The following is a 14,460-nucleotide window of genomic DNA, read 5'->3' on the forward strand; positions in this document are numbered from 1 at the left end:
ACGACGCCATGCCTTCGCGTGCCCAGCTCTCGCCCACGTCAGCAACCCTCCACACCTCCCCCGGCAACCGCTCGCGCGGACTGGCCCTCATCGTCCTGTGCGCCGGGATGCTGATGATCATCCTGGACGGGAGCATCGTCACCGTGGCGCTGCCCGCAATCCAGCGCGACCTGCACTTCTCCCCCGCCGGCCTCACTTGGACGGTCAACGCCTACATGATCGCCTTCGGCGGGCTGCTCCTGCTGTCCGGACGGCTCGGCGACCTCTTCGGGCGCAAGCGGATGTTCGTGGCCGGGCTGGCCGTCTTCACCGGGGCCTCACTGCTGTGCGGAGTCGCCGACGGCCGGGCGATGCTGATCGGCGCCCGCTTCCTCCAGGGCATCGGCGGCGCGATGACCTCGGCCGTCAGCCTCGGCCTGATCGTCACGCTCTACCCCGAGCCCCGCGAACGCGGCCGGGCCATCGGAGCGTTCAGCTTCGTCGGCGCCGCAGGAGCATCGATCGGGCAGGTGCTCGGCGGGGTGCTCACCGAGGCCGTCAGCTGGCACTGGATCTTCTTCGTCAACCTGCCGATCGGCCTGGCGGCCGCGCTCCTGGCCGCACGCGTCCTCGGGCCCGACCCGGACCGTCCCCCCTCCCGAGCCGCCGACGCCCTCGGCGCGCTCCTGGTCACCGCCGGCCTGATGGCCGGGGTCTACGCCATCGTCCAGACCGCCGGGCACGGCTGGGGCTCCGCACGCACCCTCGGCCTCCTCGCCCTGTCCCTGGGCCTCCTCGCCGCCTTCGTCATCCGTCAGGCGACGGCGGCCTCCCCGCTGCTGCCGCTGCGCATGTTCCGCTCGCGCAGTGTCTCCGGGGCCAACCTCGTCCAAGTGCTCATGGTCTCCGCCCTGTTCGGCTTCCAGATCCTCATGGCTCTCTACCTGCAGAACGTCCGGGGATACGGTGCCGCCGCCACCGGGCTCGCCATGCTGCCCGCCGCGCTCGCCATCGGCACCGTCTCGCTGGCCCTCTCGGCCCGCCTCAACGCGCGATTCGGCGAACGCCGCGTCCTGCTCACCGGCATCACCCTGCTCGTGGCGGCACTCGGCCTGTTGACCCGGCTGCCGGCCCACTCCGCATACGCCGCCGATCTGCTCCCGACGATGCTCCTCGCCGGCGGCTTCGGCCTCGCCATCTCCGCCCTGACCGTGCTCGGCATGTCCGGCGCCGGGGCGGAGGACGCCGGCGTCGCGTCCGGGTTGTTCAACACCACCCAGCAAGTGGGGGGTGCGCTCGGTGTCGCCGCCCTCTCCACCCTCGCCGGCTCCCGTACGCGCGCCCTCCTCACCGATGGGCACGACACCGCGTCCGCCCTCACCGGCGGCTTCCGCCTCGCCTTCGGTACGGGCGCGGCACTGCTCGCGGTGGCCTTCGTGCTCGCCGCCGTGGTGCTGCGGACGCCGCGCGCGGACGGGCGCTCCAGCTGACGGGGACCGGAGTCGAGGGTCAGGGGTCCGGCTGACGGCGGGCCGCCCGGTCGGCCGGGCCCGGCCGCGGCATCCGCCGCGGGGCGCCCGTCCACAGGGGGCCCCGTACGCCCGCCCGGCTGTCGGACCCCGCAGCTAGGGTCCTGACGAGATCGAACAGCCGCGAGCCCGAGGAGCCCTGATGGCACGGAACACGCCGCCACGACCGGTCGACATCGCGACCGTGTTCCCGGAACTGGCGCCGTTGGCACGGCGGGCCGTCCGGCTGCATCCCCGCCCTGGCGAGCCGACGATCCGCACCAGTTCCGTGGGCGGCCCCCTGCTGTGGCCGGCCGACGAGGCATGGCCGCTCTGCACCGAGCCACACGACACCTCGGAACCGCCCGTGTCCCTCGACGACGTCCGCACGCGGCGCGCCCTTCTCGAGGCCGCCTGGCTCCGCCCCCGGGAGTCGCAGCAGGATCTCCTCACGCCGGAGGAACGCAAGGTCCTGGACGCCACATCCGAGGGGCATCCCTGGGACGACGAGCCCAATGCCCTGCTTCCGGTCGCACAGCTCTACCTGCGCGACATCCCCGGGCTGGAGGGACCCGAGGGAGCGGATCTGCTCCAGGTGCTGTGGTGCCCGCTCGACCACGACGAGACCTACATGCCCGCGACGCGGCTGGTCTGGCGCTCGTCGACGGCCGCCGGGACCCGCCTCCTCCACGACCCCCCGGCGCCCGCCCACGTCGAGCGTTATGACAACTACGTGCCGGAGCCCTGCGTCCTGCACCCGGAGGTGGTCACCGAGTATCCCGCGCCGCACGAACTGGACGAGGACCTGCGGAAGAGGCTCTGTTCCTGGGGCGAGGAGAACGACAAGGCCGGGAGCGCGTTCTACCAGTACGAGCTGTCCGTCGCCCCCGGCTGGAAAGTCGGCGGCTGGGGGCCGTGGAGCTTCTGCGACCCCTGGCCCATGGAGTGTGCCGAATGCGGCACCGGACTCCTGCCGTTGCTGACCGTATCCTCGGGCGAACACCATGGGGGCGCCCACAGCTGGATTCCCGTCGAGGACCGTGTGCAGCCCACCGGAAGAATCGGCCTCCGGCAGCCGTCGGACCCGGTCATGGTCACCATCGGCCGCGGCTACAACATGCAGATATACATCTGCCCCGCCTCGTTCGACCACCCTCATCTGGAGGTCATGCAATGAACGTCGCACGGCCTGATGGCACGCACTGCCGGCCCTCCGTGGTGATTTCGTGCCCTCACGGGAGGGGATTCACGAGGACCTGACCGCCCCGGGGGTCCCCCGCGTTCATCCGCCCCCTGCGGCGCCGCCTGGGCAGGGCTCGATTCCGCCGATGCCGGCGGCCGGCGTACGGCCTACAGCGCACGGCGCACGCTGGAGCAACATGGCGCGTTCGTTCTGTCCATGGACAGTGCGGCCGGGGAACACTTCACGCCGCGTCGACGGCCGCCCCGCTGGTTCCGGCTGCCGTACCTGATCACGGCTTGGACCGCCCGCACCGAGGACGAGCACCGGCTCCTTTCAGCGGTTCTGTCCGGCCTGCTGCCCCACGAGGCACTGCCGCCCGAGTACCTCGAAGGAGCCGTGGAGGACCTCGCCTGACCGTTCCCCCTCTCGGTCGCGGCCCCGCACGGCGAGTCCCGCTCCGACGCGGGCACAAGGGCGGTCCTCGGAGGAGAATTCAAGCCTTCGCTGGCGATCGTGGTGACCATGCCTGTGGCGGTCCACGCAGACCACACGGTGCCGCGGCAGGTCCTCGAACCGAGGGCGGCGGTGGCGCACGAGTCACCCCAACGACCGTGACGGCGACGCCGTTCGGCAACCGCCCCGGTGACCGGGAGCCCGTTCGGCGACTGCCGAACGGGCTCCGGGTATTTCCGCGCCGATCGTCACGCCCGCGACGGAGCCGAGATCATCGTCAGATATTCCTCGGTGCGGAACCCGGCCGATGTGTACACGGATTCGCCCATCTTGCTGGCGTAGAGATACGCCGTGGTGGCTCCGGCGGCATGACCCGCGCGCACGATCTCCATGGTGACGGCCCTCCCGTAGCCGCGACGCCGGTGTTCCGGGAGCGTGGAGATGTTGAAGATCCCCGTCAGACCACCCGAGACCGCTCCCAGCCCCGTCCCCACCGGGACGCCGTCCACCTCGGCCAGGTAGCACGTGAACCCGTCGATACCCGCTACGGCCGGATCCGCGAACATGCTGAACCACTCGTACGGTGCCTCGAAGCCCTCCGCCATGACCTTGGCGTACAGATCGAGTTCGCCGGCGCCCAACGCACGTACGCTCAGGGACTCGGTGGCCGGCTCGGGCGGCAGTCCTCGACCGGGACGCCTGATCATGAGCGGTGTGCTGTCGAGTCGCGTCAGTCCATGCCGCGCCGCCACTTCGATGACCAGTGGTCCCGGTACCCCGCGCACGTAGATGCTCCAGGGAAGATCCCACTCCTCGGAGGCCGCCAACGCGGCTATCTCATCCGGACTCGGCTCCAGCGCGGGAACGACGATTCCGTTGAGCGAGGCGACGGGTGCCCCGGTGATACCCAGCACGGCACCACCCGGGCCCCTGCGGGTGCGCCCTGTGGCGACGGCGGACAGGTTCTCCACGACATCCGCATAAGCGGATGCGACCGGCGCGAGCGGGTCGTGGACATCGGTCATCACGAACTGACCTTCCTCTGGTCTTTCAATTGGAATATCTCCCCGGCACCAAATAGATGCACCTGCATTCAGTCGGCGCGGTCGACGCGCACAAGATAGATCGCCGGAATTCGAGGGCCCGATGCGAGGGGCAGGATCGCGGAAGCCCCGGAGCCTTCGCCGTCGGGACCCCACCGGCCGCCGAACAGAAGATCTCCCTGACGCCTCCACCTCACGCGTTGCGACGCCGGATGAGGGAGGCGGCCATTCGCGATCCGGCCCGTCGCCGGGTCGTCGGTGCATCGACCACTGATTGACGTCCAAGGAGAAAGCGCCGTGTGAATCATCCGCGTGTGTCGATCCATCAGGTGCGCGTCGCCATGGCCGTGCTCAGCCTCGCGCTGTTCGCCCAGACGGCCATGTGGCTCGTGCACGACATCGCCGCCCGCGGGCTACCGGGCGCGTGGGCGGTGTGGACGGCGGGCCACACCCCGGCCTGTCGGCGACGCCCTCCCCGGACCCGGGGCTGGCGGCGCTCCAGCCCGCAGCCGGGCTTGCGGCGTTCCCACAGATCCGCGGTGCCGGGGGCCTGCTGGTGACCGTGTGCGCGGTCACGCTCGGCTTCCGGCTGCCCGCGGTCCGGTACTTCCTGCTCGACTCGCCCTCCGACCCGTGGTTCGGCACGCTCACGGGCCCCTCGGTGAGCGCCGTCGGTGGCACCGCCGTCGTCGCCGTGGTGCGCGCCCTCGTCCTCGGCGTGCTCCTGGTGCCGGCGCGGCGCGTTCGGCGCGTCGCCGCGCTCACCGGCCTCTGACCGTCGACCGCCGGCCCACGTCACGCCAGGCAGCCGTCCTCGTCGCCATCGGCCACGTGGCTGCCTGGCCTCAGGGCCCCCTGGTCCGGGGAAAGGTCACCGCCCCGCGCCGGGGTCCCCGGCTCTCCGCGGCCGCGGCCTGCCGACCCGTCTCCGGCGTTCAAGGACGAGTCCGGACCCACAGGCGGCAAGGCGGTGTGGGGCGACGTCGACGTGGGCGGCGGCCGTCGCGACTGCTCGGATTCGTCTGCCGCGGCACTCAGTCGAAGACGATGACCTGGCGCCCGACGATCTCCCCGCGGCCCAGTGCCTCCAGGGTCTCGTTGATGTCCTCGAGCTTGACCTTGGTGACGTTGTGCTTGATGAGGCCGGCATCGGCGAGGGACAGCACCTCGACGAGGTCCATGTGATTGCCCCAGAAGGAGCCGAAGTAGGAGAGCTCCGTCCCCACGAAGGGGAAGAGACGGTGCTCGACGCGGTGGCTCATGAGCCCGACGGATGCCAGCGCGCCCTCGGGACCCAGCAGGTCGAACCCCAGTGCGAGGGACGCCTCACTGCCGACGCAGTCCAGGATGGCGTCGATCGTCCTCCGGCCGGTGAGGCGTTCGAGTTCGTCCTGGACGGCCTGCGCGGACTTGTCCCTGGTGTTGATCCCGTGGTGCGCGCCGTTCGCCACGGCCACGGCCAGTTTGCCGTCCGTGCGGCCGAGTGCCACGACGGTCGCCCCGCCTCCGAGGAGCCGCGCGTACTGGACCGCGTAGCTTCCCAGACCGCCGATGCCGGTCACGGCGACGGTGCGTCCGGGGCCGAGTTTGCCCGCGTCCCGGAGCTTCCGCAGCCCGCGGTACGGGGTCATGCCCGCGTCGGTCAGCGGAGCGAGGGTCTCAGGCGCTCGCGCGGCGGCCGCGGAGACCGGGATCGCGTGCCGGTGCTCCACCGCCATGTACTCGGCGAAGCCTCCCGGAGGCCCGAAACCCACCCACCTGCCGTTCCCGCTGCACAGCTGTTCGTTGCCTTCCCGGCACTGCCGGCACGTGCCGTCTCCCCAGCTGGGATTGACCACGACCATGTCGCCCTCGGAGTAGCCCACCGCCGCCGGTACGCGGCTTCCCAGTGCCGCCACTCGGCCCGCGACCTCATGACCGGGGATATAGGGGAGCTCCACGGGGAACGGGCCCTTGAAGTAGCCGTCGACGAGCTGGTAGTCGCTTCGGCACATGCCCGCCGCGGCGACCTTCAACAGGATCTCGTCCGGCCCGATCTCGGGGACGGGAACCTCTTCGATCCGAAGGGGTTCCCGGTATCCGTACATCCGGGCTGCTCGCATCTGCATCACGTGTGCCTCGCTTTCGCCGGCAAGCCGAGAGCGGCTCGGGCCGTGCGGCGTGACGGCAATCGGATTCCGTCGACGGTCACCACGGCCGCCGCTTCGGACACCACCAGGTTCCCGTGTCAGCCGTGGTCGCGCATCCGGCGCTGAGCCGGGTGATGGGCAGCGGGCGCGGGAAGGGGCGCGGCGCACTCCCCGCCGCCGTTCGACGGCAGTGCCCCCCCCCCAACGCGACGTGTCCCCCCGAAGCACTTCGCTTCGAGGGGACACGTCAGGTGGTCACCCGTGACCCTGTGCTACTCCCGCCGGAGCTTCACTCGCGAGCCGACGGGAACGCGTTGAGCATGATCGGATTCAGCTGCAGCCGCTGGTCGAGCCGCAGCCCTCGCACAGGTAGCAGCTGCCCGCACGGCGCATCTTCGTGCCGCAGGAGAAGCAGAGCGGGGCGTCGGCGTTGAGGCCGAGCTGGATCTCCAGCAGCTCCGTGGAGTTGTGGGCGGTCTTCGGCGCCGGGGTCACCGCGGCGGCCTCGGGCTTGGCGGTCGCGGCCGGCTTGGGCGACTCGGTCTGGCGCGGCGCGGACTGCGCCAGGCCCTCGACGTCGACCTCCTCGGCGGCGGGTTCGTACGAACCCGTGTCGAGGTGGCGCTGACGCTCCTCGGCGGAGTGGATGCCGAGGGCGGAGCGGGTCTCGAAGGGCAGGAAGTCCAGCGCCAGGCGGCGGAAGATGTAGTCGACGATCGACTGGGCCATCCGCACGTCCGGGTCGTCGGTGAGACCGGCCGGCTCGAAGCGCATGTTGGTGAACTTCGAGACGTAGGTCTCCAGCGGCACGCCGTACTGCAGGCCGACCGAGACGGCGATGGAGAAGGCGTCCATCATGCCCGCGAGGGTCGAGCCCTGCTTGGACATCTTCAGGAAGACCTCGCCGAGGCCGTCGTCCGGGTAGGAGTTGGCGGTCATGTAGCCCTCGGCACCGCCCACCGTGAAGGAGGTGGTGATCCCCGGGCGGCCCTTGGGGAGGCGGCGGCGGACCGGGCGGTACTCGACGACCTTCTCGACCGCGGCGGGAGCGGCGGCCTCCGCCGTGTCGGCCTTCTTCTCCTCGGCCTTCTTCTTGGCGGAGAGCGGCTGGCCGACCTTGCAGTTGTCGCGGTAGATCGCCAGCGCCTTCAGGCCGAGCTTCCAGCCCTCGTAGTAGATCTCCTCGATCTCCTCGACGGTCGCCGACTCCGGCATGTTGACCGTCTTGGAGATGGCGCCGGACAGGAACGGCTGGGTCGCGGCCATCATCCGGACGTGGCCCATCGGCGCGATGGAGCGCTCGCCCATGGCGCAGTCGAAGACCTCGTAGTGCTCGGGCTTCAGACCGGGCGCGTCGATGACGCTGCCGTGCTCGGAGATGTGGGCGACGACCGCCTCGATCTGCTCCTGCTGGTAGCCGAGGCGGTGCAGGGCCTGCGGGACCGTGTTGTTCACGATCTGCATGGAGCCGCCGCCGACCAGCTTCTTGAACTTGACCAGGGCGAGGTCCGGCTCGATCCCGGTGGTGTCGCAGTCCATCATCAGGCCGATGGTGCCGGTCGGGGCCAGCAGGGAGGCCTGGGCGTTGCGGAATCCGTTCTTCTCGCCGAGGCGCAGGACGTCCTGCCAGGCCTCGGTGGCCGCGGCCCAGACCGGGGTGTCCAGGTCGTCCATCCGCGGGGCGACGGCATTGGCGTCGGAGTGCTGCTTCATGACGCGCTTGTGGGCGGTGGCGTTGCGGGCGTAGCCGTCGTACGGGCCGACGACCGCGGCCAGCTCCGCGGAGCGCTTGTACGAGATGCCGGTCATCAGGGAGGTGATGGCACCGGCGAGCGCGCGGCCGCCCTCGGAGTCGTAGGCGTGGCCCGTCGCCATCAGCAGGGCGCCGAGGTTGGCGTAGCCGATGCCCAGCTGGCGGAAGGCGCGCGTGGTCTCGCCGATCTTCTGCGTCGGGAAGTCCGCGAAGGAGATGGAGATGTCCATCGCGGTGATGACGAGCTCGACGACCTTGGCGAAGCGCACGGCGTCGAAGCGCTGGTTGCCGTTGCCGTCGTCGTCGAGGAACTTCATCAGGTTGAGCGAGGCGAGGTTGCAGGACGAGTTGTCCAGGTGCATGTACTCGCTGCAGGGGTTGGACGCGGTGATGCGGCCGGTCTCCGGCGTGGTGTGCCAGTGGTTGATGACGTCGTCGTACTGGATGCCGGGGTCGGCGCAGGCCCAGGCGGCCTCGGCCAGCTTGCGGAAGAGGGCCTTGGCGTCGACCTCCTCGATGACCTCGCCGGTCATCCGGGCGCGCAGGCCGAACTTGGCGCCGCTCTCGTACGCCTTCATGAACTCTTCGTTCACGCGGACGGAGTTGTTGGCGTTCTGGTACTGGACGGACGTGATGTCGTCGCCGCCCAGGTCCATGTCGAAGCCCGCGTCGCGCAGGGCGCGGATCTTCTCCTCCTCCTTCACCTTGGTCTCGATGAAGGCCTCGACGTCCGGGTGGTCGACGTCCAGGACGACCATCTTGGCCGCGCGGCGGGTCGCGCCACCGGACTTGATGGTGCCGGCGGAGGCGTCGGCGCCGCGCATGAAGGAGACCGGGCCGGAGGCGTTGCCGCCGGAGGAGAGCAGCTCCTTGGAGGAGCGGATGCGGGAGAGGTTCAGGCCGGCGCCGGAGCCGCCCTTGAAGATCATCCCCTCTTCCTTGTACCAGTCGAGGATGGACTCCATGGAGTCGTCGACCGAGAGGATGAAGCAGGCCGAGACCTGCTGCGGCTGGGAGGTGCCGACGTTGAACCAGACCGGGGAGTTGAAGCTGAAGACCTGGTGGAGCAGGGCCCAGGTGAGCTCGTGCTCGAAGATCTCCGCGTCGGCGGGCGACACGAAGTAGCCGTGGTCCTCACCGGCCTTGCGGTAGGTCCTGACCACGCGGTCGATGAGCTGCCGCAGGCTGCTCTCGCGCTGCGGGGAACCGACGGCGCCGCGGAAGTACTTGCTGGTGACGATGTTGACCGCGTTCACCGACCAGAAGTCGGGGAACTCCACGCCGCGCTGCTCGAAGTTGATCGAGCCGTCGCGCCAGTTGGTCATGACGACGTCACGGCGCTCCCAGACCACCTCGTCATAGGGGTGCGTCCCCGGGGTGGTGTGGATGCGCTCGATGCGCAGGCCCTTGGCCGCCGGGGCCGCCGCGGCCGCCTTGCCGGCCTTGGCTCGGGAACCCCGCGCCGGGCCGCTCGCCGTCTCTGTCATGTGCCGCCTCCCATTACAGGCATTACAGGTAAAACGCCCTGAAGCGCCGCGGTCTTCCCGCGTCGGTGTGTCTCGCGGCCGGTGCACCCCCACAGGTGCCCGGCAAGTCAGTGCCGGTCGCCGCCGCTACTCGGCGGCGATGGCGGGCACGGGGACAGCTCCGTCCCGGTCCCGCACTCCGGTGTCGTTGGGTGGCCCCTGGTTGCGCAACTCGGCGATCGCCGCCTCGAAGTCCTCGAGCGAGTCGAAGGCCCGGTAGACCGAGGCGAACCGGAGGTAGGCGACCAGATCCAGGTCCTTCAGCGGGCCGAGTATGGCCAGCCCGACATCGTGGGTCGACAGCTCGGCGCTGCCCGTGGCGCGCACCGCCTCCTCGACGCGCTGCCCGAGCTGGGCGAGGGCGTCCTCGGTGACGGGCCGGCCCTGGCAGGCCTTGCGGACTCCGGCGATGACCTTGTTACGACTGAAGGGTTCGGTGACCCCGCTGCGCTTGATCACCATCAGCGAGGCCGTCTCCACGGTGGTGAACCGGCGACCGCAGTCGGGACACTGCCGACGACGGCGGATCGAGGTGCCGTCATCGGTGGTCCGGCTGTCGACGACGCGGCTGTCGGGGTGTCGGCAGAAGGGGCAGTGCATCGTTTCCCTCTCCCTCCTCACCCACGGTGAGCGCACGACTTTTGAGCTTGAGGGGCCGGTCAGGGCCCCGCGAAGCAGCCACAAGCATAGGCGATCCACGGAGGCTTGAAGACCTCAGGACCACTACTTGTGGGGGCTGGGTCCTATCCAACCACTAGATCTGGTGGCGTGGTGCCCAAATGCGCCCATCACACGGACTGCGTGTCGCGGCCCGCCGACGGGACGGGAGCCTACGCGACGCGCCGCCTCCCGGGAGAGCCGGGGCAGAAGTGACACACTGGGTGTACGGATCGTCACGGCTCGCGCATCATGGGTCGGGCCGGCACCACGGGGCGGCGGGGGCAGCGAGGGCAGCGAGGGCGGCGCGGGTCAATACCCGCTCGGGGAAACACCGTTCGGCTCCCGATTGCCGGATGAATTCGAATTCGCATTCGATCAATACCATCGATGCCTTGATCGCGTCAGCGGATCTGAGGAAATTCACTCGAACGTGTGTTTGGCGCAACCTTTCGAAAGCAACTACCGTTGTCCTACTAGGGAGAACATCTCGAGAGGGGCCGCCGTGACCACCACCGCCGACAGCGCCACATTGACCGCCCATGACCGCCCCCAGGACCGGCTACGCCCGATGGAAGCGATGAACGACGAGACGCCCAAGCCAGCACGAGCGCTACCCGGACGACCTCCAGGAATCCGGGCGGACAGTTCCGGACTCACCGACCGCCAAAGGCGTGTCATCGAGGTGATCCGCGATTCCGTCCAGCGGCGCGGCTATCCGCCGTCCATGCGCGAGATCGGCCAGGCCGTCGGACTGTCGAGCACGTCGTCGGTCGCCCATCAGCTCATGGCCCTGGAGCGCAAGGGCTTCCTCCGTCGGGACCCGCACCGGCCCCGCGCGTACGAGGTACGCGCGTCCGATTCCGCGCAGGCCCAGCCGACGGACACCGCGGGCAAGCCGTCGGCGTCGTACGTCCCCCTGGTGGGCCGGATCGCCGCCGGTGGGCCGATCCTCGCCGAGGAGTCCGTGGAGGACGTGTTCCCGCTCCCCCGCCAGCTGGTGGGCGACGGCGAGCTGTTCGTCCTGAAGGTCGTCGGCGACTCGATGATCGAGGCCGCCATCTGTGACGGCGACTGGGTGACCGTGCGCCGTCAGCCGGTCGCGGAGAACGGCGACATCGTAGCCGCGATGATCGAGGGCGAGGCCACGGTCAAGCGCTTCAAGCGCGAGGACGGGCATGTGTGGCTGCTCCCCCACAATGCGGCGTACCAGCCCATTCCCGGTGACGAGGCGACCATCCTCGGCAAGGTGGTGGCGGTGCTGCGCCGGGTCTGACCCAAGACCCGCCCGTGTCCGGGCCCCGGGACCTCTGCGCCGGTTCCGGGGCCCCGTTGTGTCCCGGCAGGGTGTGTTCTGCCGGGGTGCGTGTTCTGCCGGGGGTGCCCGTCAGGTCACTCGGCCGCCGAAGCGGCGGCGTCGATGGCGGCCAGGGAGCGGCGGATCTGGTTGCGGTCGGTCGTCTGCCAGAAGTCCGGCATCGAGGCCTTGATGAAGCCGCCGTAGCGGGCCGTGACCAGCCGCGGGTCGAGGACGGCGACGACCCCGCGGTCCCCGGAGGCGCGCACCAGCCGGCCGGCGCCCTGCGCCATCAGCAGGGCGGCGTGCGTGGCGGCGACCGCCATGAAGCCGTTGCCGCCCCGCTCCTCCACCGCCTTCTGGCGGGCGCTCATCAGCGGATCGTCGGGCCGGGGGAAGGGGATCCGGTCCATGACCACCAACTGGCAGTTGGGCCCGGGCACGTCCACGCCCTGCCAGAGCGAGAGCGTGCCGAACAGGCAGGTGCGCGCGTCCGAGGCGAAGCGGCGGATCAGCTCGCCGAGGGTCTCCTCGCCCTGCAGCAGGATCGGGTGGTCGATGCGGCCGCGCAGCGCCTCGGCGGCGGCCTGGGCCGCGCGCATGGAGGAGAAGAGCCCGAGCGTGCGGCCGCCCGCCGCCTCGATCAGCTCCGCGAGCTCGTCCAGCATGTCCTCGCGGCCGCTGTCCCGGCCCGGCTGCGACAGATGGCGGGCGACGTAGAGGATGCCCTGCTTGGGATAGTCGAAGGGCGAGCCGACGTCGACGCCCTTCCAGACCGGCGGCTCCTCCTCCCCCTCGGCGGCCACCGTGCCCTCGGGGGCGAGCCCGAGCGAGGCCGCGACGCCGTTGAAGTCGCCGCCGAGCTTGAGCGTGGCGGAGGTGAGGACGACGGAGCGCTCGGTGAAGAGCTTCTCCCGCAGCAGTCCGGAGACGCTGAGCGGCGCGACCCGCAGCGAGGCGCCGAAGCGGTCGTGGCGCTCGTACCAGACGACGTCGTACTCGGAGCCCTGGACGATGCGCTCGGCGACCTCGTGGACGTTCTCGGCGGAGGCGAGGGCCATCTTGCGGACGGCGTCCTCGTCCTGCACGGAGCGGTCGCGGGTCTCGCCGAGGGAGGTGATGACCAGGCGGCAGGCGTCGCGCAGCGCCATCAGGGCGTAGCGCAGATCCTCGGGCAGCTCCTCCAGGCGGCCGGGGAGGGCCAGCTCCATGAGTCGCTCGAAGCCCTCCGAGGCGCTCATCAGTGCGTCCGCGGCCTTCTCGTTGACCAGCTTGGCGGCCAGCTTCACCGTCCGGTTCACCCGGCCGGGGGTCAGCTCGCCGGTGGCGACGCCGGTGACGCGCGAGACCAGTTCATGGGCCTCGTCGACGATGAGCACCTCGTGACCGGGCAGGACGGGCGCACCCTCGAGGGCGTCGATGGCCAGCAGCGCGTGGTTGGTGACCACGACGTCGGCGAGCTTGGCGCGCTCGCGCGCGGCCTCGGCGAAGCACTCGGCGCCGTACGCGCAACGGGAGGCGCCCAGGCACTCGCGGGACGTCACGGAGACCTGCTGCCAGGCGCGGTCGGAGACACCCGGGGTCAGGTCGTCCCGGTCGCCGCTCTCGGTCTCGTCCGACCAGTCGCGCAGCCGCAGCAGGTCCTGGCCGAGCTTGCTGGTCGGCGCGGCAGCCTCGAACTGGTCGAAGAGCCCGTCGCCCTCGTCCTGCGGCACGCCCTCGTGCAGCCGGTGCAGGCACAGGTAGTTGGACCGGCCCTTGAGCATCGCGAACTGCGGCTCGCGGCGCAGCAGCGGCTGCAGCGCGGCGACAGTGCGCGGCAGGTCGCGCTCGACGAGCTGGCGCTGCAGCGCCAGGGTCGCGGTGGCCACCACAACGCGCTCACCGTGCGCCAGCGCGGGCACCAGATAACCGAGCGACTTGCCGGTGCCGGTGCCGGCCTGGACCAGCAGGTGGGAGCCGTTGTCCACGGCTTCGGCGACGGCTTCGGCCATGGTGACCTGGCCGGGGCGCTCCACCCCGCCGACCGCGGTGACGGCGGCGTGGAGGAGGTCGGTGAGGGCGGGCTTCGCGGGCTGTGTCATAGGGCGTCCAGCCTACGGGGCGGCACTGACAACGCGGTCGTCGGCAGACGTCCCGGCGGCCCTCCCGCCGGCCCGGGCGGTCACAGAAGGTGACGCAGCGCGCGGTCGCGGACGAGCAGCGCGGCCCGCTTGCCGGGCAGCTCGACCTCCGCCGAGAAACGGAAGCCCGCGGCCAGGAAGGCCGCGACGGACGGGGTGTTGCGCAGGTCCGGCTCGGCGATCACCCGGGGGCACCGGGGGCGATGCTCCAGGACGTGGTCCGCGACGGCCCTCAGCAAAGTGCCGCCGAGGCCCCGGGCCCGGTCGGCGACGGGGCCGATGAGCAGGTGGAGCCCGGTGTCGTGCGGGCGGGCCGGGTAGTAGCGGGCCACCGGGTCGAGATCGGCACGGTAGATCTCCCAGTAGCTCATGGGCACGCCGTCGAGGACGCCGACGCAGGGAACGCTGCGCCCGTCGCCGTCGAGCTGGGCGCGCAGGTGCCGCTCGGCGACCTCGGGCCTGCCCGCGAGGTCCCAGAACTCCGCGACGGCGGGGTCGTTCATCCAGCGGGTGATGACGGGGAGGTCGCGCTCCGGCCGTACGGGGACGAGCTGGAACGTGCCCGCGGGGGTGCCGACCGGGCCCCAGTCGGCGACGCCGTCGAGGAGGTCGTCGAGCGGGGCCGGGCTCCCGGCGCGGTCGTCGGCTGTGACGTCCTCGTCGAAGAGGGCGCGGACCTCGGGGGGCAGTTCCAGGTCCAGGGTGTCGTCGGCGCTCCCGGACCCGGCGGTGCGGGGCCCGGCGGGCCCGGGCTGGGGCGCTGCGGAGCGGGTGGGGTCGGCGGTCGTCATGGCGGTCGCCGCCTCCTC

General features: G+C 70.9%; 11 protein-coding genes. 5 read left to right on the forward strand and 6 right to left on the reverse strand.

The features are described from left to right. The first annotated feature begins 8 nt into the window (after positions 1 to 8). The 3 genes from ACWDAS_RS21690 (at position 9) to ACWDAS_RS21700 (ending at position 3,084) form a co-directional block, all read left to right on the forward strand. Positions 9 to 1,469, forward strand: a complete 1,461-nt coding sequence (locus ACWDAS_RS21690) for an MFS transporter (protein ID WP_450393230.1) — start codon at positions 9 to 11, stop codon at positions 1,467 to 1,469. 181 nt (positions 1,470 to 1,650) lie between these two features. Beyond that, positions 1,651 to 2,664: a hypothetical protein gene (locus ACWDAS_RS21695; protein WP_450393233.1), complete on the forward strand. Its 1,014-nt coding sequence runs from the start codon at positions 1,651 to 1,653 to the stop codon at positions 2,662 to 2,664. Positions 2,665 to 2,886: 222 nt separating this feature from the next. Further along, positions 2,887 to 3,084: a Pvc16 family protein gene (locus tag ACWDAS_RS21700; protein WP_450393236.1), complete on the forward strand. Its 198-nt coding sequence runs from the start codon at positions 2,887 to 2,889 to the stop codon at positions 3,082 to 3,084. A 287-nt stretch (positions 3,085 to 3,371) separates the two neighbouring features. Here the strand turns inward: ACWDAS_RS21700 and ACWDAS_RS21705 are convergent, their stop codons facing one another. Further along, positions 3,372 to 4,148: a GNAT family N-acetyltransferase gene (locus ACWDAS_RS21705; RefSeq protein ID WP_450393239.1), complete on the reverse strand. Its 777-nt coding sequence runs from the start codon at positions 4,146 to 4,148 to the stop codon at positions 3,372 to 3,374. A gap of 442 nt (positions 4,149 to 4,590) precedes the next feature. Here ACWDAS_RS21705 and ACWDAS_RS21710 point away from each other — a divergent pair, with 442 nt between their 5' ends. Continuing rightward, positions 4,591 to 4,941 carry a hypothetical protein gene (locus ACWDAS_RS21710; RefSeq protein WP_450393242.1) on the forward strand — a complete coding sequence of 117 codons (351 nt, stop codon included), beginning with the start codon at positions 4,591 to 4,593 and terminating at the stop codon, positions 4,939 to 4,941. Between the two features lie 259 nt (positions 4,942 to 5,200). On the opposite strand, the gene ACWDAS_RS21715 is transcribed toward ACWDAS_RS21710, so the two are convergent. The 3 genes from ACWDAS_RS21715 to nrdR all read right to left on the reverse strand — a co-directional run bounded on the left by ACWDAS_RS21715 (position 5,201) and on the right by nrdR (position 10,174). Continuing rightward, a complete protein-coding gene (locus ACWDAS_RS21715) occupies positions 5,201 to 6,274 on the reverse strand; it encodes an NAD(P)-dependent alcohol dehydrogenase (protein WP_450393244.1) in 1,074 nt (357 codons plus the stop codon). Between the two features lie 351 nt (positions 6,275 to 6,625). Then, positions 6,626 to 9,535, reverse strand: coding sequence for a vitamin B12-dependent ribonucleotide reductase (locus ACWDAS_RS21720; protein WP_450393247.1), 2,910 nt, complete (start codon positions 9,533 to 9,535; stop codon positions 6,626 to 6,628). Between the two features lie 126 nt (positions 9,536 to 9,661). Beyond that, complete coding sequence (nrdR, locus tag ACWDAS_RS21725) at positions 9,662 to 10,174, reverse strand: transcriptional regulator NrdR (RefSeq protein ID WP_450393250.1); 513 nt, start codon at positions 10,172 to 10,174, stop codon at positions 9,662 to 9,664. A 562-nt stretch (positions 10,175 to 10,736) separates the two neighbouring features. On the opposite strand from nrdR, the gene lexA reads away from it, so the two are divergent. After that, complete coding sequence (lexA, locus tag ACWDAS_RS21730) at positions 10,737 to 11,507, forward strand: transcriptional repressor LexA (protein ID WP_450393253.1); 771 nt, start codon at positions 10,737 to 10,739, stop codon at positions 11,505 to 11,507. Between the two features lie 116 nt (positions 11,508 to 11,623). On the opposite strand, the gene ACWDAS_RS21735 is transcribed toward lexA, so the two are convergent. Together ACWDAS_RS21735 and ACWDAS_RS21740 are read right to left on the reverse strand one after the other, a co-directional pair. Continuing rightward, entirely contained in the window at positions 11,624 to 13,612 is a 1,989-nt protein-coding gene (locus ACWDAS_RS21735) for an ATP-dependent DNA helicase (protein WP_450393254.1), read from the reverse strand. A gap of 80 nt (positions 13,613 to 13,692) precedes the next feature. Then, on the reverse strand, positions 13,693 to 14,442 hold the full coding sequence (locus ACWDAS_RS21740; RefSeq protein WP_450393256.1) for a GNAT family N-acetyltransferase: 750 nt from the start codon (positions 14,440 to 14,442) through the stop codon (positions 13,693 to 13,695). Between the last annotated feature and the right edge of the window lie 18 nt (positions 14,443 to 14,460).

The organism is Streptomyces sp. NPDC001070 (genome assembly GCF_053598835.1).